This window comes from Nostoc foliaceum FACHB-393 (genome assembly GCF_014698505.1).
GTDB classification, from domain to species: Bacteria; Cyanobacteriota; Cyanobacteriia; order Cyanobacteriales; family Nostocaceae; genus Nostoc; species Nostoc foliaceum_A.
In genome coordinates, this window is sequence record NZ_JACJTD010000020.1 from 56,186 (window position 1) to 77,749 (window position 21,564).

General features: G+C 40.1%; 17 protein-coding genes and 3 pseudogenes. 11 read left to right on the plus strand and 9 right to left on the minus strand.

Translation table 11 applies throughout. From position 1 onward, the window contains the following. Positions 1-37: 37 nt before the first annotated feature. Positions 38-634 (plus strand): dephospho-CoA kinase, encoded by a 597-nt coding sequence (gene coaE, locus H6G92_RS17720; RefSeq protein ID WP_190894955.1) that lies wholly within the window; start codon positions 38-40, stop codon positions 632-634. 506 nt (positions 635-1,140) lie between these two features. After that, complete coding sequence (locus tag H6G92_RS17725) at positions 1,141-1,467, plus strand: hypothetical protein (RefSeq protein ID WP_190894956.1); 327 nt, start codon at positions 1,141-1,143, stop codon at positions 1,465-1,467. Positions 1,468-1,559: 92 nt separating this feature from the next. Here H6G92_RS17725 and H6G92_RS17730 read toward each other — a convergent pair whose 3' ends face one another. The 7 genes and pseudogenes from H6G92_RS17730 to H6G92_RS39530 form a co-directional block, all read right to left on the minus strand. Further along, positions 1,560-1,955 carry a hypothetical protein gene (locus H6G92_RS17730; RefSeq protein WP_190894957.1) on the minus strand — a complete coding sequence of 132 codons (396 nt, stop codon included), beginning with the start codon at positions 1,953-1,955 and terminating at the stop codon, positions 1,560-1,562. A gap of 267 nt (positions 1,956-2,222) precedes the next feature. Continuing rightward, complete coding sequence (locus H6G92_RS17735; RefSeq protein ID WP_190895021.1) at positions 2,223-2,759, minus strand: universal stress protein; 537 nt, start codon at positions 2,757-2,759, stop codon at positions 2,223-2,225. Between the two features lie 429 nt (positions 2,760-3,188). Continuing rightward, complete coding sequence (locus tag H6G92_RS17740) at positions 3,189-3,461, minus strand: type II toxin-antitoxin system HicB family antitoxin (protein WP_190894958.1); 273 nt, start codon at positions 3,459-3,461, stop codon at positions 3,189-3,191. Between the two features lie 26 nt (positions 3,462-3,487). Further along, complete coding sequence (locus tag H6G92_RS17745) at positions 3,488-3,682, minus strand: hypothetical protein (protein WP_190894959.1); 195 nt, start codon at positions 3,680-3,682, stop codon at positions 3,488-3,490. Positions 3,683-3,930: 248 nt separating this feature from the next. After that, the gene (locus tag H6G92_RS17750) at positions 3,931-5,664 is read right to left on the minus strand and encodes a DUF262 domain-containing protein (RefSeq protein WP_190894960.1); all 1,734 of its coding nucleotides are present in this window, start codon (positions 5,662-5,664) and stop codon (positions 3,931-3,933) included. A 155-nt stretch (positions 5,665-5,819) separates the two neighbouring features. Continuing rightward, a complete protein-coding gene (gene acnB / locus H6G92_RS17755; protein WP_190894961.1) occupies positions 5,820-8,480 on the minus strand; it encodes a bifunctional aconitate hydratase 2/2-methylisocitrate dehydratase in 2,661 nt (886 codons plus the stop codon). A gap of 359 nt (positions 8,481-8,839) precedes the next feature. Beyond that, positions 8,840-9,559, minus strand: a pseudogene (locus tag H6G92_RS39530) (DUF4351 domain-containing protein); the annotation flags it as partial. Positions 9,560-9,826: 267 nt separating this feature from the next. On the opposite strand from H6G92_RS39530, the pseudogene H6G92_RS17765 reads away from it, so the two are divergent. Then, positions 9,827-10,145 (plus strand): annotated as a pseudogene (locus H6G92_RS17765) (type II toxin-antitoxin system RelE/ParE family toxin). Between the two features lie 322 nt (positions 10,146-10,467). Here the strand turns inward: H6G92_RS17765 and H6G92_RS17775 are convergent. Beyond that, positions 10,468-10,794, minus strand: a complete 327-nt coding sequence (locus H6G92_RS17775; protein ID WP_206758843.1) for a hypothetical protein — start codon at positions 10,792-10,794, stop codon at positions 10,468-10,470. Between the two features lie 178 nt (positions 10,795-10,972). Between H6G92_RS17775 and H6G92_RS17780 the strand changes: the two genes are divergently transcribed. The 4 genes from H6G92_RS17780 to H6G92_RS17795 all read left to right on the plus strand — a co-directional run bounded on the left by H6G92_RS17780 (position 10,973) and on the right by H6G92_RS17795 (position 13,630). Next, a complete protein-coding gene (locus H6G92_RS17780; protein WP_190894962.1) occupies positions 10,973-11,293 on the plus strand; it encodes a 2Fe-2S iron-sulfur cluster-binding protein in 321 nt (106 codons plus the stop codon). 147 nt (positions 11,294-11,440) lie between these two features. Beyond that, positions 11,441-11,620 (plus strand): hypothetical protein, encoded by a 180-nt coding sequence (locus H6G92_RS17785; RefSeq protein WP_190894963.1) that lies wholly within the window; start codon positions 11,441-11,443, stop codon positions 11,618-11,620. A gap of 105 nt (positions 11,621-11,725) precedes the next feature. Then, complete coding sequence (locus H6G92_RS17790; protein ID WP_190894964.1) at positions 11,726-12,784, plus strand: DUF3326 domain-containing protein; 1,059 nt, start codon at positions 11,726-11,728, stop codon at positions 12,782-12,784. A gap of 243 nt (positions 12,785-13,027) precedes the next feature. Then, positions 13,028-13,630 carry a CPBP family intramembrane glutamic endopeptidase gene (locus H6G92_RS17795; RefSeq protein ID WP_190894965.1) on the plus strand — a complete coding sequence of 201 codons (603 nt, stop codon included), beginning with the start codon at positions 13,028-13,030 and terminating at the stop codon, positions 13,628-13,630. 102 nt (positions 13,631-13,732) lie between these two features. Here H6G92_RS17795 and H6G92_RS17800 read toward each other — a convergent pair whose 3' ends face one another. Continuing rightward, positions 13,733-14,128 carry a hypothetical protein gene (locus tag H6G92_RS17800; RefSeq protein ID WP_190894966.1) on the minus strand — a complete coding sequence of 132 codons (396 nt, stop codon included), beginning with the start codon at positions 14,126-14,128 and terminating at the stop codon, positions 13,733-13,735. A 454-nt stretch (positions 14,129-14,582) separates the two neighbouring features. Between H6G92_RS17800 and H6G92_RS17805 the strand changes: the two genes are divergently transcribed. The 4 genes and pseudogenes from H6G92_RS17805 to H6G92_RS17820 all read left to right on the plus strand — a co-directional run bounded on the left by H6G92_RS17805 (position 14,583) and on the right by H6G92_RS17820 (position 21,555). Further along, the gene (locus H6G92_RS17805) at positions 14,583-16,256 is read left to right on the plus strand and encodes a mechanosensitive ion channel family protein (RefSeq protein ID WP_190894967.1); all 1,674 of its coding nucleotides are present in this window, start codon (positions 14,583-14,585) and stop codon (positions 16,254-16,256) included. 1,213 nt (positions 16,257-17,469) lie between these two features. Continuing rightward, the gene (locus tag H6G92_RS17810) at positions 17,470-20,040 is read left to right on the plus strand and encodes a GAF domain-containing protein (RefSeq protein ID WP_190894968.1); all 2,571 of its coding nucleotides are present in this window, start codon (positions 17,470-17,472) and stop codon (positions 20,038-20,040) included. 66 nt (positions 20,041-20,106) lie between these two features. Next, a pseudogene (locus H6G92_RS17815) lies at positions 20,107-20,193 on the plus strand (bacitracin ABC transporter ATP-binding protein); the annotation flags it as partial. A 36-nt stretch (positions 20,194-20,229) separates the two neighbouring features. Beyond that, positions 20,230-21,555 (plus strand): DUF58 domain-containing protein, encoded by a 1,326-nt coding sequence (locus H6G92_RS17820; protein ID WP_190894969.1) that lies wholly within the window; start codon positions 20,230-20,232, stop codon positions 21,553-21,555. Positions 21,556-21,564: the final 9 nt, after the last annotated feature.

Below are 21,564 nucleotides of genomic sequence, written 5' to 3' on the forward strand. Positions count from 1 at the left end.
GAGGGAGCAGGGAAGAGTAAAAAATGACAAATGACAAATGACAAAACGTATAATCGGCTTAACTGGAGGTATTGCCACAGGCAAAACCACTGTCACCAATTATTTAGCTAGCGCTTATAAGCTGCCGATTCTGGATGCAGATATTTATGCTAGAGAGGCAGTGTCTTTAGGTTCGCCTATTCTTGGTGCGATCGCTCAACGTTACGGCGAACAAATTTTACTACCAGATGGCAGCCTCAACCGCCAAAAACTAGGCGAAATTATCTTTAACCGTCAAGATGAACGCAACTGGATAGATAATTTGATTCATCCTAATGTGCGCGATCGCTTCCTCAAAGCAATTGCCCAGTCCTCCTCAGAAACACTGGTGTTAGTAGTGCCTCTATTATTTGAAGCGGGAATGACTGATTTGGTTACAGAAATATGGGTAGTGCGTTGTTCCCAAGAGCAACAACTACAAAGATTGATACAACGAAACCAGTTAAATAGAGAACAGGCACGAGCCAGGATCAATAGCCAATTATCTCTCGAACAAAAAGTGGCTCATGCAGATGTCGTTTTAGATAACTCTTCTACCCTAGAAGTATTACTGAAGCAAGTAGATGTCGCTCTAAAAAACACAAGTATGGACTAAATTAGATTTAACTTAAAAAATATACATAGACAACATTGTATAGATATAAAAGGTTTATAAATTGAATATTATCTAGTTAAGTAAAAAATACTTATATATGACCCCATCTTGTTAAATAATTCGGTGATTTTACAGTTGAAGCTGCGGATAATGGTACTGTAAATTTAAATTGTTATTGTACAAAATACATCATTTGGTAAAAATTAAAAATTAATAAATAAAAATTAAAATTTAACAAAAATTAATTGTAAATTATTGAGCTTATTTTAAAATTATTTTAGAAGTAGCTTTTCAAAAAACTACTTGTAATTTATTTTTTGCTACTGATGGGTGCAGGCATTTAATTAAAGATTGAGTGATACATTGCTTTTACTAGCTGTCAATTCGGTTGATTCCTAACTAGATTGTCCACCTGTTCGATTCTGGATTGGTGATTGAAAGGAATTGAGATTTACTTAGAGTCCAGAACTCTTCGTTATAGATTTCTTCTTTGGGAGAACTCACTTATGTCTTTGATCAGGACAGGTATGAACTTAAGTTTTAGTTTTTTAAGTAAGTTAGCCCTAGTTAGCTTTCCAGCAAACGAATTAAAACAAAAGAATAAAATACACGATTATAGCCAACTAGTTTGGGGAAGTGACTACGTATTTGAGCGCCTCAATGAAGGAATGATAGGGTATATGACTGGGATCGGCAGAAATATTAAACCCTGCGATCGCATTATTTTACGAGAAGGTTGTGAATCTTATCAATATCAAGTTGAGGAAGTTGATTATTACTCAGATCCATCTGATATGTGGATAGCTTTACTCACGCAAGTACCGATTGACTAAATATTAAAATCAACTAGTTGCTTCAATGTAAAAGCGATTATTTATAAACCTTGATCTTTTTTAACCCATTCGGGTGCTTTAGGGACTAATAGCTATAAATCAACATTTTTTATAACTATTTGTGCCGTTCTGTTGTCTGTTGGCTCAAACACAAAATCGAAATGTGTATTATCTTTATTAATAATTGTTAATTTTCTATTAGAATATCTTTGAAAATTTTTGCCTAAGGGCGCGGGATTGACTGGATAATCGACATTAGATAATTCTTGTAGCTTGACGCTCATTTTATTATCAAATTTATATCTGGATTTAAACCAGAAACCACCCAGTCCTAGTAAACCAAGGCATAAAATAAGGGTACTAAATAAAATCTGTTTTTTAGTGACTCTGAAATTAGCTTTGCCAAATCGGGAAATGCCTCCAATTATTTCCTTCGCAGAAGTATTTTTCATTGGACAAATTGCTTTTTTATGATAATGCTGATTCACAGCATACCTTTCTGTGAAACTGATTCCTCATTTCTATTGGCAAAGGTCACATTAATAAACAATTGTCTGGAATTAGAGAGTTTAATACCCATTTCCTGCGGATGCAGAACGTTAGCTACGTCTCTCTTAGAAAATTGCTCCTCTTGGGGAAACCATAGAGGAGCAATTTTTCATTACACTTAGCTTAAGTTTCGGTTAGAATATCCAACCCTTTACGATTGAGCATTAACCAAGGAACGACTTTATCAAACTGATTTGGTAAAGTCATTAGTTAACGATTAAAGTGCTTGTAGTTTCTTTAACAACTTCATCTTTTTTAGGAGTAACTAAAAGATGCACAACATGCACTGAACAAGGAGCATGGTGAAGAACGTAGTTACTCACACTACCGAGAAATAGTTCTGTTAACCCAGAACGACCCCGACGACCCATAACAATTAGGTCAGCGCCATAACTATGAGCTAAATCACAAATGATGCGGCCAGGATTACCAATGTTTTGTGTAAATTCCGTAGTTACACCTGCTGTGTTAGCTTGGGCACAGAAAGATTGCAACATTTTAATTCCTTCATTTTTAAAGGCATCCCACTGCTTTTGATATAACTCGAAGCTTTGACTGCTCAATCCCGGATAGTAGTCAAAATTAGACAGCATAGGTAGATAAGGACTACCCTCTTCTTCGGGAGATAGGACATGCACTAGCATTAAGCTAGATTGTGTTAAATTTGCTAAATCCAACGCTTCCTCAAAAACTTGTTGCCCTATTTCCGAGCGATCTAATGCAGCTAGAATCTTTTTAAACATCATAATAGACCTCCGATTTCATTGGTAATTGGTCTTTACGGTTTCGGGTTTCCAGATGCTGGATTGTCAAAGATGACTAATCCCTCTACTATGTTTAGCGACTTGTGAATTTTAAATTTCTTAAAGGTTTTCGCCCCATATTTATGTTTATAGCAAAACAATTTGAGGAACTTGTGAAGAAAGCAAGCGTTTATCTTTGTTTATCAGGGAGCATCCCGTTTTGGGAGAAACATCTTTGGGCCCTCAGCCTAATTCCCTTTTTCAAAGTTGGGAGAGGGACTTTGACGCTGGCTTACCCTGCTGGAAAACTTGCCAGAAAGAGCTAGGGAATGAGGACGAATACGTGCTCTTAATCAATTCGCTATAATACTTTGCGATCGCACCTCTAATTCCTCAAGTGCGATCGCAACACAATTACAGATACAATTATCAGTCTGTTGGAACGCTTAGGGTTAAAATTTTTATCACTTTGTCTGGTTCAGTGTCTTGCACTGCCAAGAACTCATTTAATTCTTCTATAGTGAGTGAAGGATGGTAAATATTAGGTTCGATTTTATAGACTTCCAAAAAATAGGCGATCGCTCCTTTAAGTTGGTTGATTGCTGCTTCTTGATTTATCCCTTGTCCTACCAATCCATTTTCTAAACATAAAGTAACCCAGTAACCCGCACTCTTTCGCAAAACTGTTGTGTAGAAGTCCATAAATGTTTTCAACTTGCCACATTTTCTTATTTTAGTGATTGATAATATTTTAGGGCTTTATCTTTTGATAGTAGTTTTTCTTCCTCTACTTCCTCTATGAGTTTTGCTAAACCGTAATTCTCAAGAATTTCTTCAATTTTTTCAAATTCAGCTATAGGAATTTGTACGGCAATAGCTTGTTGATTTTCGTCGAGAACATAATTTTTGTGAACTTCAAGCATTTTATAACTCCTATGTGTAAAAAGCTTGGTGTCAGGTAATTAAACTTTAACAGTTTACAGCGATCGCACGGATTGACCTCTCCCCCAACCCCTCTCCGTTGGCGTAAGCCTGCCATTAGGCATAGCGGAGAGATGAGCCGGATTTCTCCCCCTTCCCTCTCTTCGAGACGCTGCGCGAACGTAGGGAAGGGGGTTGGGGGGTTAGGTCTGTGTGCGAAGTGCAAGGGTGCGATCGCATACAATTTCTTTTATCGAGGCCATACTTTAATCGCAATCTTAGCTAAAGATTCAGCGCGACTTTTGATTTCCTCTTCATTCCAAACATTTACCTTGTGAAAATATTGGTTCAAAGTCACATTACTAGTCCTTAAAATCTTCAATTTCTCCTCAAAGGATTTGTTAGATAATTCAGAGTTATATTGTGTTAACGTGAGATTACCCAAAGTGTGAAGCCACTCCTTATGAGCCTTGTTATAATTTTCGCCTAGCATTTCTTGCCATTCTTTACGTAAAGGTGACTTTTGGGGCATAATATGCTCAAGACTCATAGGCTGAGTATCAACACGCTCCTTGCTCAGAGATTGTTCTATACTTTCTAATAAAAACTTCACGCGTTCATTTGCTGTCGAGCTTTTAGGATTATATAGAGCTTCATTGATGATATGCTGACAGAATAAGTTGTCATCAGGAAATACTTGAGTTTTATCGAAACTAATTAGAACTTGACGTAACCCATTTACTAAATCTTCAGGATTTGTTTCCTTTACTTGCTTATACAAATTGTTAAATGTTATACCTAAAGCTCTAGTAGGAATCCCAACAATCCAACGGCGTACAAAGTAAGATTCTAAATATTGCAGGATTTTCTCAAAATCTTGAATAGATAAGTGTTGTGCCTCATATTCATAATAAATATTCAGGAGAAATATATGACAAGTAGTGAAATCCAATTTTTTTAATCGCTGAAACCAATGTCTTAGTTTTAGTTCTTGTTCTTCATCATCAAAATTAAGACGTAAATAGTAATTGGTAAATTTTATAAGGTTATGCAACTCAGCCTTGATACCTAATTCTGGTTTTTCAAAGCGTTTAGCCGATTCATCAAAGCGTTGTTTAATTGATTTATAAACGACTTTTTCATTAATTGCCTCTCCATCTTTACGCAAATAAAACCAAAATGCCTTAGTTAGTTCGTCTGCATATTCTTTTTGCTTCATGTTTAATTTAAAACTTTCTTGAAGAGGCAACCACTCGCTGTTATAAACTTCATCTCTCTCTTCAGAAGGTAACTTCATAAATATATAGTTACGAACTAAATCTGCTTGGGTTAATTCTTCTCCTTTGTTGTTTAAACTCTCAAAAATAAGATATGGATTATCGTTGTTATCAGAAGTAATATTTACTAATACCAGACGTTCTAGAATAATATTTTTAAATTTTGCAAAATCTAACAAAATATCCTCATCTGCAAAAGGCTTTTTTAGCTTCCCATCAAAAAATTTATAAGCTTCATATATTGCTCCTGATTGTGATTCTTTATTTCTAGTCTTAGGTGTCTTATTGTCGATAATGCTTTTATATGCGTCGCAGTCATCCTGAGTTGGCAGCACTTTATAAAAATCATCATTTTTTTGATACTTATTTATCAAAAAAAATTCATGTATCTGTTCTGCTATTTGTTTGTCAGATTTCTTGAGATAGTTTCTTAATGCCGCCAAAAGAATGCTAAGAGTTGTAAAACGTTGTTGTCCGTCTATAACAATATATCGACTTATACCATCAGCAGTTCCAAGTTCAGCTTGGGTTACTATAGGCCCAAGAAAATAAAAGCCTTTTTCATCATCATTATAAAGACTCATCAAATCTTCCCACAGAGTCTCCCAGTTCTCTTTTTTCCAAGAGTATGGTCGCTGAAAAAGAGGTATTTGAAACTGTTTACCACCTTCTAGTAAGTTACGGAGAGTTGTTTCTGATGCTTTCATGCTTGTTATTTGCTTTATGTATCATATACGATAATAACTAATTTTTGTATTATCAAAGACTTCAGTGTGAGGGATTTACATTAAAAAGCCCGCGTTAGCGGGTTTTTTAATGTAGCCACAGATTAAAACCTGGGGCATTTTATGTCAATTATTACCTACCTTGCCGCCGTAGGCATACCCAAAATATCCTCGAGCCTTGGCATATCTTCCAACGCAATCACGCGCCCTTCATCTTCAAAACCGGCGATTTGATCAAAGTTCAAATAGCGATATAAATCATCGGCAAAAGGATGAATTCGACTCGCCACAATATCCAAATATTCCTGCACTGTTGGAAGTCGTCCCAGCAGCGCACAAACTGCGGCTAATTCTGCTGAACCAAGATACACTCGCGCATCTTTACCCATGCGATTATTGAAGTTGCGGGTAGAGGTTGAAAATACTGTTGTGCCATCAGCAACTCGCGCTTGATTACCCATACACAAACTGCATCCTGGCATTTCTGTTCTAGCACCCGCAGCCCCAAAAACGCTGTATACACCTTCTTCTTTTAATTGGTGTTCATCCATGCGCGTTGGTGGTGCTATCCACAGGCGAGTTTTCACTTCACCTGCACCTTCCAAAACTTTCGCTGTTGCCCGATAATGACCAATATTCGTCATACATGAACCGACAAATACTTCTTGCACTGGATCATTAGCAACTTCCGATAATAATTTAACATTATCGGGGTCATTGGGAGCAGCAACAATTGGCTCTTTGATTTCGTTCAAATCAATTTCAATTATTTCCGCATACTCGGCATCAGCATCGCCTTCTAATAACACGGGATTTGCTAACCATTCTTCCATTTTTGCCACACGGCGCAGCATGGTACGCGGATCGTGATAGCCTCGTGCTATCATATTTTTCAGCAGCGCTATGTTAGAACGCAGATATTCAGAAATTGTCTCTACACTCAGCTTAATTGTGCATCCGGCACAAGAACGTTCGGCACTAGCATCGGTGAGTTCAAAGGCTTGTTCAACTTTTAAATCTGGCAATCCTTCTATTTCCAGAATTCGCCCGGAGAAAACGTTTTTCTTGTTCTGCTTTTCTACTGTCAGCAAACCTTTTTGAATTGCCACGTAGGGTATGGCATTCACGACATCCCGCAAGGTGATACCTGGTTGCAATTCACCTTTAAATCTTACCAAAACTGACTCTGGCATATCTAAAGGCATGACACCCAAGGCAGCTGCAAAGGCTACCAAGCCAGAACCGGCAGGGAAGGAAATACCCAAGGGGAAGCGGGTGTGAGAGTCGCCGCCAGTTCCCACGGTGTCGGGTAGCAGCATCCGGTTTAACCAAGAGTGGATAATACCATCACCGGGACGGAGGGCGACACCACCACGAGAAGCAAAGAAATCGGGGAGTTCGTGATGGGTTTGGATGTCTACTGGTTTGGGATAAGCTGCTGTGTGGCAGAAACTTTGGATTACTAAGTCTGCACTGAAACCAAGACAAGCGAGTTCTTTTAATTCGTCGCGGGTCATGGGGCCTGTGGTATCTTGAGAACCAACGGTAGTGATGATGGGTTCGCAGGATGTGCCGGGACGCACACCAGGTAATCCACAAGCTTTACCTACCATTTTCTGCGCTAGGCTGTAGCCTTTGCCTGTATCAAAGGCTTGCTGGGGACGGGTGAAAACTGTGCTGTGTTCTAAACCAAGTGCAAGACGAGTTTTATCGGTGAGGGTACGTCCGATAAGTAAGGGGATGCGTCCACCTGCGCGGACTTCATCGAGGATGGTGTCAGGTTTGAGGGCAAAGGTGGAAATGACTTCGCCTGTTTCGTTGGTAATTTCGCCTTTGTAGGGATGGATGGTAATTACCATGCCGGTTTCGAGTTTGGTGACATCGCACTGAATAGGCAAAGCACCAGCATCTTCTGCTGTGTTAAAGAAAATTGGCGCGATCGCACCACCTAAAACATAACCCCCAGCGCGTTTGTTTGGCACAAAAGGTATATCATTTCCCATGTGCCACAATACTGAGTTTATAGCAGATTTACGCGAGGAACCTGTACCAACTACATCTCCCACGTAAGCTACAGGATGCCCTTTTTTCTTCAATTCGGCAATGGTTTTTAAGCTTCCCGGTTGCCGTGACTCTAACATCACTAAGGCGTGTAAGGGAATATCCGGGCGAGTTGTAGCGCTTTGGGCGGGGGATAAATCGTCGGTATTGGTTTCGCCAGGAACTTTAAAAACGGTGACAGTAATCGCTTCTGGGACTGTGGGACGAATCGTGAACCATTCAGCTTCCGCCCAAGAGTCAATCACCCGCTTGGCGAAAGGATTGGTTTTAGACAACTCTAAAACATCGTGGTAAGCGTCATACACCAAGAGGATTTTGCTTAAGGCGTTGGCGGCATAAGCGGCGATGGGTTCCTTTCCTTGTCCACCCATTACCAGAGGTGTTTCAGATGAGTCTGAGACGGATACGGTGGGAAATTGCAGCAAATCGATTAAAGATTGCACATTGTAACCACCTACCATTGTCCCTAACAATTGTACCGCTTCTATGCGCGAAACCAAGGGACTGGTGATTTCCTTTTTGGCGATCGCGGTGAGAAATCCAGCTTTGACATAAGCTGCTGGATCAACACCAGGAGAAACGCGATCGCGCAATAAATGTAATAATATCTCCTCTTGACCCTTTGGCGGATTTTTCAGTAATTCACATAATTCTGAGGTTTGCTTCGCATCCAATGGTAAAGGAGGAATACCGAGTGCTGCTCTTTCGGCAACGTGTTTACGATATTGTTCTAGCATTTTTATATTCTCCATTGGAATGTTCTATCTTTAATTATGAAATTTTTGGGCAATACTTGGCTATAAAAGTTTAGCTTACTTTTATGATGAAAGCCTTACTGGTAATCGGTTATTAGCAGTTTTTTTTATACTGAAACAAAGTAGGAGGCGAATGGAATTCGCTACTACACAAAACTTAGTCCACCTCCGTGGACTAAGAAGATGTTTGGAAAGTCATGATTGATGTATCAAATATTGTTTTACCCCACCCTAACCCTCCCTTTATAAAGGTGAGGGAACCGGATTTTCTTGTTTCCCCCCTTTATAAGGGGGGATTAAGGGGGGTAATAATTCGATTTCTCAGGTGTAGTAATAATGAATTAGATTGATTGTTGGTTTAACCAATTTTCTAAATCAGCAATACTAGAAAAATCTAGCAATGCCTCTCCTAAATTCTCTAATTGTTCAATTGATAAGCCTTGAATTCGCCCGATTAATTATGTATTAATCTCACCAATACGGCGATTGAGTAAACGTAGAACTAGACGTTGTTCTCCTGACTGTACAGCTTGTTCTCTGTCTCTTTGATAAAGTGGTTCTAATCGCATAATTAACTCCCTATTATCTGCTTCTAATTCTTGGTTTACTCTCAAGTTTTCGCGCAAGTTGTAAACTAATTCAAGAGTTGCTTTTTGGTATGGATGATCTAATGGTAACGCTTGCAACTCGATAATCGCTTGTGACTGCACGTTTCCCCTACCTAAAAGCCTTAACCATAATGTCTCTGGTGTTTGGGGTAATTGGTGTATTGCTACAATTGCTGTTCGCAAGGCATCTGGGAGAAAATGTACTCCCGATAACCAATCTGCTTTTTGCATAGTTACAAAGCTAGACAATCTAGTTTCAGATATGGTAGGTGTAAGAACCCACAATTTGGGAATTTCGGAGTCCTGAAGTTTGGTTTTGTTGGCTTTAGCTTCTCGTCGCAAGAAAGCCTTGATTTCTAATAATTTTAAAATACAGTCGCAGATTTCATCGGTAGAAGCTGGATTGCGGTATGGTTCTATAATTGCAGGCTGTTCGGCAAATCTCCCTAAGAGGTTGTTTGAAAAGTGGTTGGCTGTGATGTTAGGCACTAACTGATCCCCCCTAGCCCCCCTTAAAAAGGGGGGAACCGGAATCAAAGTCCCCCTTTTTAAGGGGGATTTAGGGGGATCTAGAACGTTTTGTTAACGAGAAGAAAACTTTTCAAACATCCTCTTAAATCATATTGTCGCGGCAACGGGTGCGATCGCATTCTGCATTGATCAATGATAATGCGATCGGGCATTTGGGAAAATTTCAACATGGAAGTTCAGCCAAAATAAATCAGGAATTATTTAAGATTTGATGGCATAGATATTTTTTCTGAGTGGTTTGACTCTCTGCGGGATAGAAAAGCAAAGGCTAAAATCAGAGCAAGGCTTGACCGAGTAGAGGAGGGTAATTTAGGGGAAGTGTAAATCAGTTGGTGATGGTGTTTTTGAACTTAGAATAGACTATGGTTCTGGCTACCGCATATACTTTGGACAGCAAGGCTCAACAGTTATTATTCTTTTGTGTGGTGGTGATAAAAGCACTCAAGATAAAGATATTGCTAAAGCCAAGGAATATTGGGAAGATTACAGGAGTAGAGATGATGCCTAGAAGTACAAGTTATCATGAAAAACTGATTAAAGATTTAAAAAATCCACTAGAAGCAGCAGCTTATATCGAAGTTGTTTTAGAAGAAGGCGACCCGAAAATGTTGAGTAAGGCGCTGAAAAATGTCATAGAAGCGCATGGTGGAATTGATCAGCTTTCTGCACCAGTCAAGGAACTCTACAATAAACTTGACCAGATGCTATCCGAGAAAGGAGAGATTGAGTTTTATAATCTAAATTCTTTATTAAATGCTTTAGGGTTACATTTGGCAGTAAAAGTAAAATCATAATTCGCAATGGGCTACGACCCGCTACGCTAACGCAATTTAATACGGTTCAGTTAAAGCTAATACCATTTCACAAAAATTTGATGCAAATGTAAACCCTGAAAACCTTGCTGTATCTAAGTTTTTTAATTGCGAATTGCAAATTGCGAATTGGTATAAGATACAAGGTTGGGTTGAGGAACGTAGACCCAAAGGGGCAATGCGTGTCACCAATTCCACATACAGCGACCAAGCCGCCTTCTTTTGTGTGGTGTCAACTTTCCAAGCCATCGAACCAATGCCAAAAGGCAGACTTACAGATACAGTCTCTAAAGAAACGCGATGCCTATGGCGGGCTACGCCTACGCGCATATTTATAGTAAGCAAATTTAACTAATTTATTTGTGTATTGTATAGTAAATAATGTTACTAATCTATAAACTGTTCGGAATTAGTTGCTATAATTCTCACTATTTAACCTAAATTTTTATAGTAACATCTGGATATTTTTAACTAATTCAGATAAACTAATACATTTGTCCGTTGCATCACGCTTCTTTTGTATATGCCCAAAACTTACACCGTAGAAATTGATCACCAAGGCAAAATTCATACCTTGCAAGTTCCTGAAAATGAAACAATCTTATCAGTTGCCGATGCTGCTGGTTTGGAACTGCCGAGTTCTTGTAATGCAGGTGTTTGCACAACTTGCGCCGGTCAAATAAGCGAGGGAACTGTGGATCAAACTGATGGTATGGGCGTTAGTCCAGATTTACAAAAGCAAGGTTACGTATTGCTTTGTATTGCCAAACCCCTTTCTGATTTGAAAATTCAGACGGAAAAGGAAGATGTACTTTATCAGTTACAATTTGGCAAAGGCAAATAATCAGCGAACAGTTATCAGTATATCGGATGATTCTTCATAACTGAATAACTGTTCACGGGGATTACCAAATCTGATAAATTACGCAAGTATTTCATCGCAGATGAAATCAGCTATTCTAGAAACTACAAATCAACAGGATTTACCAAAATGACGACTCATTTTATTACCGCAGAAATTGATTTACAAGAAACTCCCGCAGAGTTACTAGAAGTAATTGAAACAGAGTTAAAGAAACAAGGCGAACCTCTGCGTTGGGCAGTTACTTCTGTGGACGTTGACGAACAAAAAGCTACAGTTGAAGCCTTTGTCACGACAGTTAAGAGTTAGGAAAAGAGACGCGATTAAGAGAGACGCGATTAATCGCGTCTATACAAGAGTTAGTATTTGATGGCTTTTGATTCATAACTCATAACTCCTAACTCCTAACTCAATATGCGTCCATATACCGCTATTTTAATCGTACCAACAGGCGTTGGGGCTGCCATTGGGGGTTATGCAGGAGATGCTTTGCCTGTTGCCAAAGTTATAGCACAGGTTTGCGATCGCCTAATTACTCACCCCAATGTCCTTAATGGCGCAAGTTTGTACTGGAATCTCCCTAATGCTTTCTACGTTGAAGGTTATGGACTTGACAAATTTGCTTCTGGATGCTGGGGTTTGCGTCCAGTCCGCAGCAACAAAGTAGGTTTGCTTTTAGACCAAGCTATTGAACCAGAGTTGCGGCTACGACATATACAAGCCGCCGATGCAGTCAGAGCAACTCTGGGATTGACTTTAACAGATTATGTAATTACAGATGCACCATTAAATGTAGAATTGCGGACTACAGCATCGGGAGCTAGCTGGGGAACAATTGGCAACCCAGATAGTTTATTACGGGCAGCTGAAATATTAATTAAAAAAGCAGGGGCAGAAGCGATCGCAGTTGTAGCCCGTTTCCCCGATGATATGGATGAGGAAGCAGTACAAAAATATCGCCAGGGTGAAGGCGTTGATCCTTTAGCGGGTGCAGAAGCAGTAATTAGCCATTTGCTAGTGCGAACCTTTCAAATTCCTTGCGCCCATTCTCCCGCCCTTTTGAGCGAACCTCCACAACCAGATTTATCACCCCGTTCCGCCGCCGAAGAATTAGGCTATACCTTTTTGCCGTGCGTACTTGTAGGATTAAGTCGTGCCCCACAATTTATCGTAGACAGAGGAGCAATAGCATCTCAGCAAGAAGATATTTGGGCAGATGAAGTGGATGCTGCGATCGCACCTGCAAATGCTTGCGGTAGCAGTGCCTTACTGAGTTTAAGCCAAAGACGATGCCAAATAATTACAGTAGAAGAAAATAAAACTCTGATAAAAGTTCCTCCCCAACCGTTGGGAATCAAATCTATACAGGTAAACTCATATTTAGAAGCAGTGGGTGTATTGGTAGCACACAAAGCAGGCATCGATCCCTTTGCTCTCCGTCCCAAATTATTAGCTTTGCAGTCAATTAGTTAGGAGGCAGGAGTATGAAGTTAGAATTCATACTATAGCGGTTCCCATTCAGATGCGGTACTACTACATCACGAGGTGTAGGGGCATGGCAGTGCCGTGCCCCTACGGGTGTACTCACGTAAACGAGAACCGCTATAATTCCCTGAATTACAGCTAAAATTTATTCTCCGCTGCTCCCCCTGCTTCCCTTGCTTCCCTTGCTCCCCCTACCTCTGCTGCCCCCTGCCCTTCTCCCCTTAAAAACCCGTGGTTGAACAACAAAAGCAAGAGCCAGAAATTCCATACCTGACGCGCATCCAAGTACTTGGAGCGATGGGAGCGACTGCAATCATTTTGTTGATAGTCGCCAAACTGTCGTTATACTTTGGCAACTTTTCCCTATATTCTTGGGACTTGAACCAAAGAGAGTTGCTGTTGGGTGTAGGGTTGGGATTTGCCATCACCGCGTTAAGTGGCTTAACTTATCGCCTTTGGACTGCCTATCGTAAAAGTGCAGATTATTACCTAGAAGTGGTACTGAAACCTTTAGCTTTACCAGACTTAATTTGGCTGGGGTTATTACCGGGATTGAGTGAAGAATTATTATTTAGAGGTGTGATGTTGCCAGCTTTAGGCTCTGATATTACAGCTGTAATTGTATCTAGTCTTTGCTTTGGCATCTTGCACCTTAGCGGTTCCCAACAATGGCCTTATGTGATTTGGGCAACAATTGTCGGGATGATATTGGCATATAGTGCCTTGCTCACTGGCAACTTATTAGTGCCGATTGTCGCTCACATTATTACCAATTGGATTTCTAGCTATTTCTGGAAAATATGGCAATTGCGGCAATTAAAAAAGAAATTTTGAGCTTAGTATGAATTACTGCGTAGGCGTAGCCCGCACTTCTCTACGAAACGCTTTGGCTCAGTGGCCTCCGCAGGCATCGCACACTATCAACCATAGAATAAATTACGAGTTTTGAGCGCTCTGGCTAAATGCTTTTTGTGCAGCACTTTTTAAGCGAGTTGATCTGCTTTTACGGATACGTTCACTTTTGCGAACTCCACCAGCCATCTCATATTCGCGGCTATCTTTGCCGTATTTAAAGCCAATTCCCATGAGCATTTTCTCAGAAAAATTACCCAAAATTTGTTCTAACTCTTCAATTTCTACTTTGAAAGAGTCAATCGTGCTGAGAGCGGTGTTATGAGCTTCTATCTTGGTGCGTAATTGCTCAATTAGTTGTGTCAAACTTTTTAAGTTGTAAGCATCCCCAAGATCCAGATTGGCATCAATTGCTTTGAGTCCAGCGGATCTTAATTCAGCACTTTCTAAAACGCGGGATGTACGTTTTCTCAAAGACATAGATTTAATTCCTTGTAACATTTATATAGTTACTATGCCTTACTGATAATACATTCTGGCTCCGCAAAATCCACAAATAATTGTACTTTTTATTAGAAAATTACTGGTAAATTCTCTTACTTTATCTGAAGCATTTATAGTGTTTCTCGTACCCTGCGGCTACTCCGTTGGAGAACTCTGAGAGAGCCGCTACGCGTCTATGTCTACAGTCCACTCTGACCGAAACTGACTCATGATATTGGTGTAAATAATTGGTCTTTGAAAACGCGATAAATTGCGTCTCTACATGAGGGTTTTGGGCTGACTTGAACTGTATTGATTTATACCTTTTGGTAGACAAATAATATCTTATAGCAAAACTCTTGACAGATATCTGATTATTTGAAATATGTAACAATTAAAATTGCTGACAATTTTATTTAATTAGAAAAAGTTCCTTATAAAATATGATGTTATGAATAGCTTTCATCGCTTTCGGAAAGCCATTGCCATCCTGGTAATTGTTTTAACCATGATGATAGGATGGCTGTTAACTACTGAAATGTCGGTGCAAGCTCAATCAAGAACAACTGCTCATATTACAGTAGATGGTCGCCAGTTATTTGAACTTTCAGAAGCAGGACAATTTAGCGCAGAAAATCGTGCTGCTGATGCCAACTTAATTTTAAGAGAAGCAGTCCGTTCTCCAGGTGGTGTAAAGGTAGAAATTGTACAAACTAATCAATTACCTGTAATTTTGGTAAATAATCGCCACCTATTAACGGTGACACAAGAAGATACTTTCACTGGGAGAACAAAACAGGAACAAGCAGAAATTTGGGCGCAACGAATTCGGGAAGCAGTTGCACAAGGTCAAGAGGAACGCAGATTAGATTATTTTTGGCGGGCAATATTACTAATAGCTTTATCTGTATTAGGCGCGATCGCACTCCATTTACTTTTAGGTTGGGTTGGGCGCTATTGGTTACAGCGACTGGTTCCTAGAGAAGCGAATCACCCAGAAACGGGAGCGCAACCTAAAGGAATCGAGCTATTTTTACAATTGACCCTGGTTATAGTGCGATCGCTACTGTGGATAGGAATTACTATCTACATTACCGACTTATTCCCCTTAACGCGAGAATGGAGCAGAAACATTGCCAATATTCTCTGGATGAGCTTAACTTCACCAGTAATTACTATTGGTGAAAGTTCTTATTCAGTTATCAATATAATTATCTTCATCAGCTTATTTTTTGGAGTATTAGCAATTGCTGGAACTTTAACTAATCTGCTGCGATCGCGCGTATTACGCATGACAAATGTTAGCCGTGGTGTGCAAGAATCAATTGCCATTGCTATCCATTACAGTCTAATTTTTATCGGAACGGTTTTATTACTACAAATTTGGGGTTTAGACATCAGTTCTTTAGCAATACTAGCCAGTGTCTTTGGTGTAGCGATCGGCTTTGGCTTACAGGGAGTTGCGAAAGAATTGGTAAGCGGTTTTGTAATTACTTTTGAACGTGCTATTGAAATTGGCGACTTTGTACAAATTGGCGAGTTTATGGGAACAGTAGAGCGTTTAAATGCTCGCAGCACCTACCTCCGTACCTTAGATGATATAGTAGTGATTGTGCCAAATTCCCGTTTGTTAGATACAGAAGTAGTCAATTGGAACCATCGGGCTTCAGCATCTCGTCTAGTCTTACCAGTAAGGGTTGCTTATGGTGTGAGTATTAATACTATCCGTTCTGCATTATTAGAAGTAGCGGTGACAAATCCTGATATATTAAAAAAACCAAATCCTACTGTTTGGTTTCAAGGATATGGTGAGGATTTTTTAAATTTTCAATTATTAGTTTGGATTTCTAAACCCCGCAAGCAGTTTCAAATTAAGAGCGACTTATATTTTAAAATTGATGAGATTCTCAGACAAAAAAATATTAATATTCCCTTGCCTCAACGTTCCCTACATTTGCGTACTGGTAGCTTACCCATAGAACTTTCACCACAATTAGAAAATTCATTATCACAACTTTCTCAGGGTTTAATTACTTTCTTAAAAAGCCAGTTACCGAAAGATAGTGCAAATGGTGCTAATAATTCATCGGCAAAAACTCAAAGTGAAAAATCAGATTCAGAGTAAACTGATCAATTTTTCACCCAAAAATTAGCCCGCGAACTCAACCCAGAAGCGCTGTATCTAAATTACAATTACAGCTTAAGCCTTGATAACTCCAGAAGAAGCTATGTTAACCACAGCTTTAGCATTTATAAACACAAAAGAAGTTGTGTTAACCGCAGCTTGAGCATTTATAAGTACAGAAGAAGCTGTAGTAACTACAGCTTGAGCATTGATAACTACAGAAGAAGCTGTGTTAACTACAGCTTTAGTATATATAACTAATCCTTAATATGTATTAAATAAAACTTCAATTTTACTTATAATAATATGAACATTTGTAACCACAGCTTCAACATGAATAACTAATGCTTAAGTTGTATTAAATAAAGCTTCAATTTCACTTATATTTTATGACTTTATATAAGTAATACTTAAGCTGCAATAACTACAGATTTATTCTTTCTTATAAGTGTTCATAACGATTGTTTCCACTTTTTTATAGCGGTTCCCATTCAGATGCGGTAGGTGTAGGGGCACGGCAATGCCCATTGGTTTCTAGAAGCAGCTTTTAGATATTGTCTCGTTCCCAGTCTCCGACTGGGAATGCCATCCTAGGGGCTGCCGCCTCCCTTGCTGGCGGCAGAGCTGCTTTTGAGTTGCATTATCCAGCAAGAGGCTGGAAACGAGATTTGAAAAGGTTTTTAGCTTAAGTTGACACCTATGGGCAGTGCCGTGCCCCTATGGTGTGTATTTTTGTAAAGCGTGTTTGTGCAATCGCAGATACAAAGATTTTTAGTCAATTAGACTACAATACATAGACCGAAAGTTATTGTCATTAGTACCAATGACAATAACTAATGGCTAATGACTAAATCAACGGGCGGCTATCCCGGACACCCCTTGAAGGGATAATATTCCCGCTGATTTTCGTGAGAAAAAGAATTGTTTGACTGTCTGATCAGAAAACCATAACACCTGATGAGAAAATGAGACATTCAAACAAAGCAATATCTACGATGGGCTACGCCTACGCAATTTGATTGTTAACAAGCCCGTTAATCAAACCTGACTTTTTTTGAGGTCAAAGGCAACAAAAGCGTTATGGGGCATCACCTAAAAGACTTAGTGCCTCAAAATACTCCTGAAAGCCAATCCTTGTTTAATAAGTTTTGTGTAGAATTTGTTGGTGAGTTTATTTACTTGATTCTCAATTGCAGCAAACCAGGTTTCATTTATGAATCAGTCTTTTTCTCAAAACCAAGCAAGGCGAAATCGTCAACAAAGGCTGTGGCAACAAAAATGGAATTTAAAGACTAAAGCAATTGTTTGGGCACTAAGTATTAGTGTCCTTCCTGTAGTTGCAATTGGAACAGCTACTTACTACTACGGCATTAATTTAATTACCAAACAAATTCCGCAAGTCAAACAAGAGAGTGCAAAAAGTTCAACAGAAACTGAACTTGTTTTACAGAGACAACTCTCACTGTTGTTAACTGGTATGGGAGGAACAGCAATTTTAGCAGGTGCGATCGCTGTTTTTGTGACTAATCGAGCTATTAGTCGAGTCAGCAAAGCTGCTGCAACTTCTAATACTATCAAAAACCAGCTACGTCCAGACAGTGAGTTTACTCAAACGTTCATTGCTAGTGAAGATGAATTAGTGATGTTAGAGAGAAACATCAATTTATTCACAGAGCTGCTTTCAGGTTCGATAAAGGAGAAAGAAACCGAAGCTGATTACTCCCAATTATTAATTAAAATTACCCGATGGGTTCGAGAAACATTCAATGAAGAAGATGTTCTCAAAACTACCTCAGAAGAAATTCGTAAAGCTTTAAGCATCGATCGTGTAACCATCTTTTGCTTCAACTCCGATTGTAATGGAACCTTTATCGCCGAATCAGTAGCACCTGGTTTACCGAAAATATTAGGGTTTACAGTCTCTGACCCTGGATTCGAGGCAGGTTATATAGAAAAATACCAGAATGGTTCTATCCATGCTATTGATAATATCCATCAAGCCGATCTCAGTGATAGTGATATTGAGTTGCTGGAGAAATTTGCTGTTAAATCTAATTTAGTAGCACCTATTCTCAAAGGCAAACAGCTATTCGGTTTATTGATTGCACATCAGTGTTCTAGAATTCGTTTTTGGCAGCAGTCTGAGATTGATTTGTTCGCTCAGATAGCCATGCAAGTAGGATTCGCCCTTGACTACGCCAAACTTCTAGAACAGGTTGATACAAAGGCAGATAAAGCTCAGGTATTTATCGAAATTACCCGTAGCATTCGCCAATCGCTCAACGAAGAGGATGTCATCAAAACGACCGTAGAAGAGGTTCGCAAAACACTGAGTACTGACCGAGTGCTGGTTTATAGCTTTAGCACTAATTGGTCTGGAACTGTGATTGCCGAATCAGTGGTTCCAGGTTATCCAAAAGTTTTGCGGTCTGAAATTCAAGACCCATGTTTTGCTCAGGGCTATGTAGAAAAGTATCTGTCTGGTCGCGTTCAAGCCACAAACAACATTTATGAAGCTGGTTTGCGTGATTGTCACATTGACTTACTCGAATCCTTTGCTGTGAAAGCAAATTTGGTCGCACCCATTCTCAAAGATGAACAGTTATTTGGCTTATTGATTGCACATCAGTGCTCCAGACCCCGTGATTGGCAACAGCCTGAAATTGATTTCTTTGCCCAGATAGCGATGCAAGTGGGATTTGCTCTCGACCATGCAAGGCTCCTGCAACGAATCGAGGCTGAGGGTGTGCAAAGTCAGTTGCTGGCGGATACAATCGGCAGCATTCGCCAATCGCTCAACGAAGAGGATGTCCTGAAAACCACTGTAGAAGAAGTTCGTAAAGTACTGGGTACTGACCGAGTGATGGTTTATAGCTTTAATGCTAATTGGTCTGGAACTGTGATTGCCGAATCAGTTGTTCTCACCTACCCAAAAGTTTTGCGAGCTGAAATTGAAGACCCATGTTTCGGTCAAGGTTATGTAGCAGAGTATCAGTCTGGTCGCGTTCTAGCAATAAACAACATTTATGAAGCTGGTTTGGCTGATTGTCACATTGACTTACTTGAATCCTTTGGTGTGAAAGCAAATTTGGTAGCCCCCATTCTCAAAGATGAACAGTTATTTGGTTTATTAATTGCACATCAGTGCTCCAGACCCCGTGATTGGAAACAGTCTGAGATTGATTTATTTGGCCAAATAGCGATGCAAGTGGGGTTTGCTCTCGACCATGCAAGACTCCTGCAACGAATCGAAGCTGAAAGTATGCGAAGTCAGTTATTGGTAGATATTACCCACAGTATTCGCCAATCGCTTAACGAAGAGGATGTCATCAAAACCACTGTCCAAGAGGTTCGCAAAGCACTCAGTATTGACCGAGTTCTGGTTTATAGCTTTTACGCTAATTGGTTTGGAATTATAATTGCTGAATCAGTGGTTCCAGGTTATCCCAAAGTTTTGCGCTCTAAAATCTATGACCCCTGTTTCACTGAAGGCTATATAGAAAAGTACCAGTCTGGTCGCGTTGTTGCAACAAACAACATTTACGAGGCCGGTTTGGCTGATTGTCACGTTAACCTGCTCGAATCCTTTGGTGTGAAAGCAAATTTAGTAGCACCCATTATCAAAGATCAGCAGCTATTTGGCTTGTTAATTGCACATCAGTGTTCTGAACCCCGTAATTGGCAACAGCCTGAGATTGATTTATTTGCCCAGATAGCCATGCAAGTAGGATTTACTCTCGATCATGCTAGGCTTCTACAGGCTTATCAAGCTACTGAAACATAGCTTGTGAGAGAGGAGTGGAAATTGCCTTGCGTTAGCGAAGTTCCTCTGCAAGAGGCTCACGCCTGCATCACTGAAGATCCACAATACTACCAACTACGTAATTATGCCTTAGACTTCCTCTTTAATCGCTTGGCCCATGATGACGTAGGTTAAGCTAATCGTCATTCTCCTAATTTCTCACTCTCAAAAATGGTTCCTTCCAAACGAGTTTATTTATTGCTGTTTTTGGGTATAGTCATCGCGCCGATGCTATACCTTTTTCTCAGCATTAAAGCAACGATCGCCATCACTGTGCTATTTGATGCGATCGTTCTCGGATTAATGGTTGTAGATGGTTTGCAGGTGCGGCGTTCTCGCGTGCAAATTACCCGCGAATTACCGTCACGATTATCCATTGGGCGAGATAATCCAGTAGTGTTAAAAGTAACATCGTCAAATGCCAACGCCCTAATTGAAATCTGCGATTACTATCCAACAGGGTTTGGCATCTCTGCGCCCACACTTCATGCTATTGTTCCCAGTAACAGCACCCAAGAATTGACGTATACCGTCAACCCAAGACAGCGCGGCGAGTTTCCTTGGGGAAATCTTCAAGTTCGACAATTGGGAACTTGGGGATTAACTTGGGATGATTGGCAAATTCCCCAAAGTCTGCCAGTGAAAGTTTATCCTGATTTAGTGGGGTTGCGATCGCTCACAATTCGTTTGACATTGCAATCATCAGGATCAATCCGCCAATCCCGCAAAACTGGTATTGGTACAGAGTTTGCCGAACTGCGGAACTATCGCACTGGTGACGATTTACGATTTATTGATTGGAAAGCTACCGCCCGTCGGGTTGGGGCTTATGGTAATGCAACGCCACTGGTGAGAGTTCTAGAACCCGAACAAGAACAAACTTTACTGATCTTGCTTGATCGCGGACGGTTGATGACAGCAAAGGTGCAGAATTTGCAGCGATTTGACTGGGGTTTGAATGCAACTTTATCCTTAGCCTTGGCGGGATTACATCGAGGCGATCGCGTGGGTGTTGGTGTATTTGACCGCCAAATGCATACGTGGATTCCCCCAGAACGCGGTCAACATCATTTGAATCAGCTAATTGATCGCCTGACTCCAATTCAACCAGTGTTATTTGAATCTGATTATTTGGGGGCGGTGACAAATGTTGTACAACGACAAACTCGGAGGGCGCTAGTAGTGGTGATTACCGACTTAATTGATGTCACCGCTTCCACGGAACTCCTGGCTGCACTTTCTAAGCTAGCACCCCGCTATCTACCATTTTGCGTAACTCTGCGAGATCCGCAAGTTGATCATCTAGCACACACCTTTACAGATGATGTTACAAATGCTTATGCCCGTGCAGTGGCACTCGATTTATTAATGCAACGACAAGTAGCATTTGCTCAGTTGAAACAAAAAGGTGTATTAGTACTAGATGCACCAGCAAATCAAATTGCCGATCAGGTGGTTGAGCGATATCTGCAACTCAAAGCGCGGAATCAACTTTAACAAATTGCA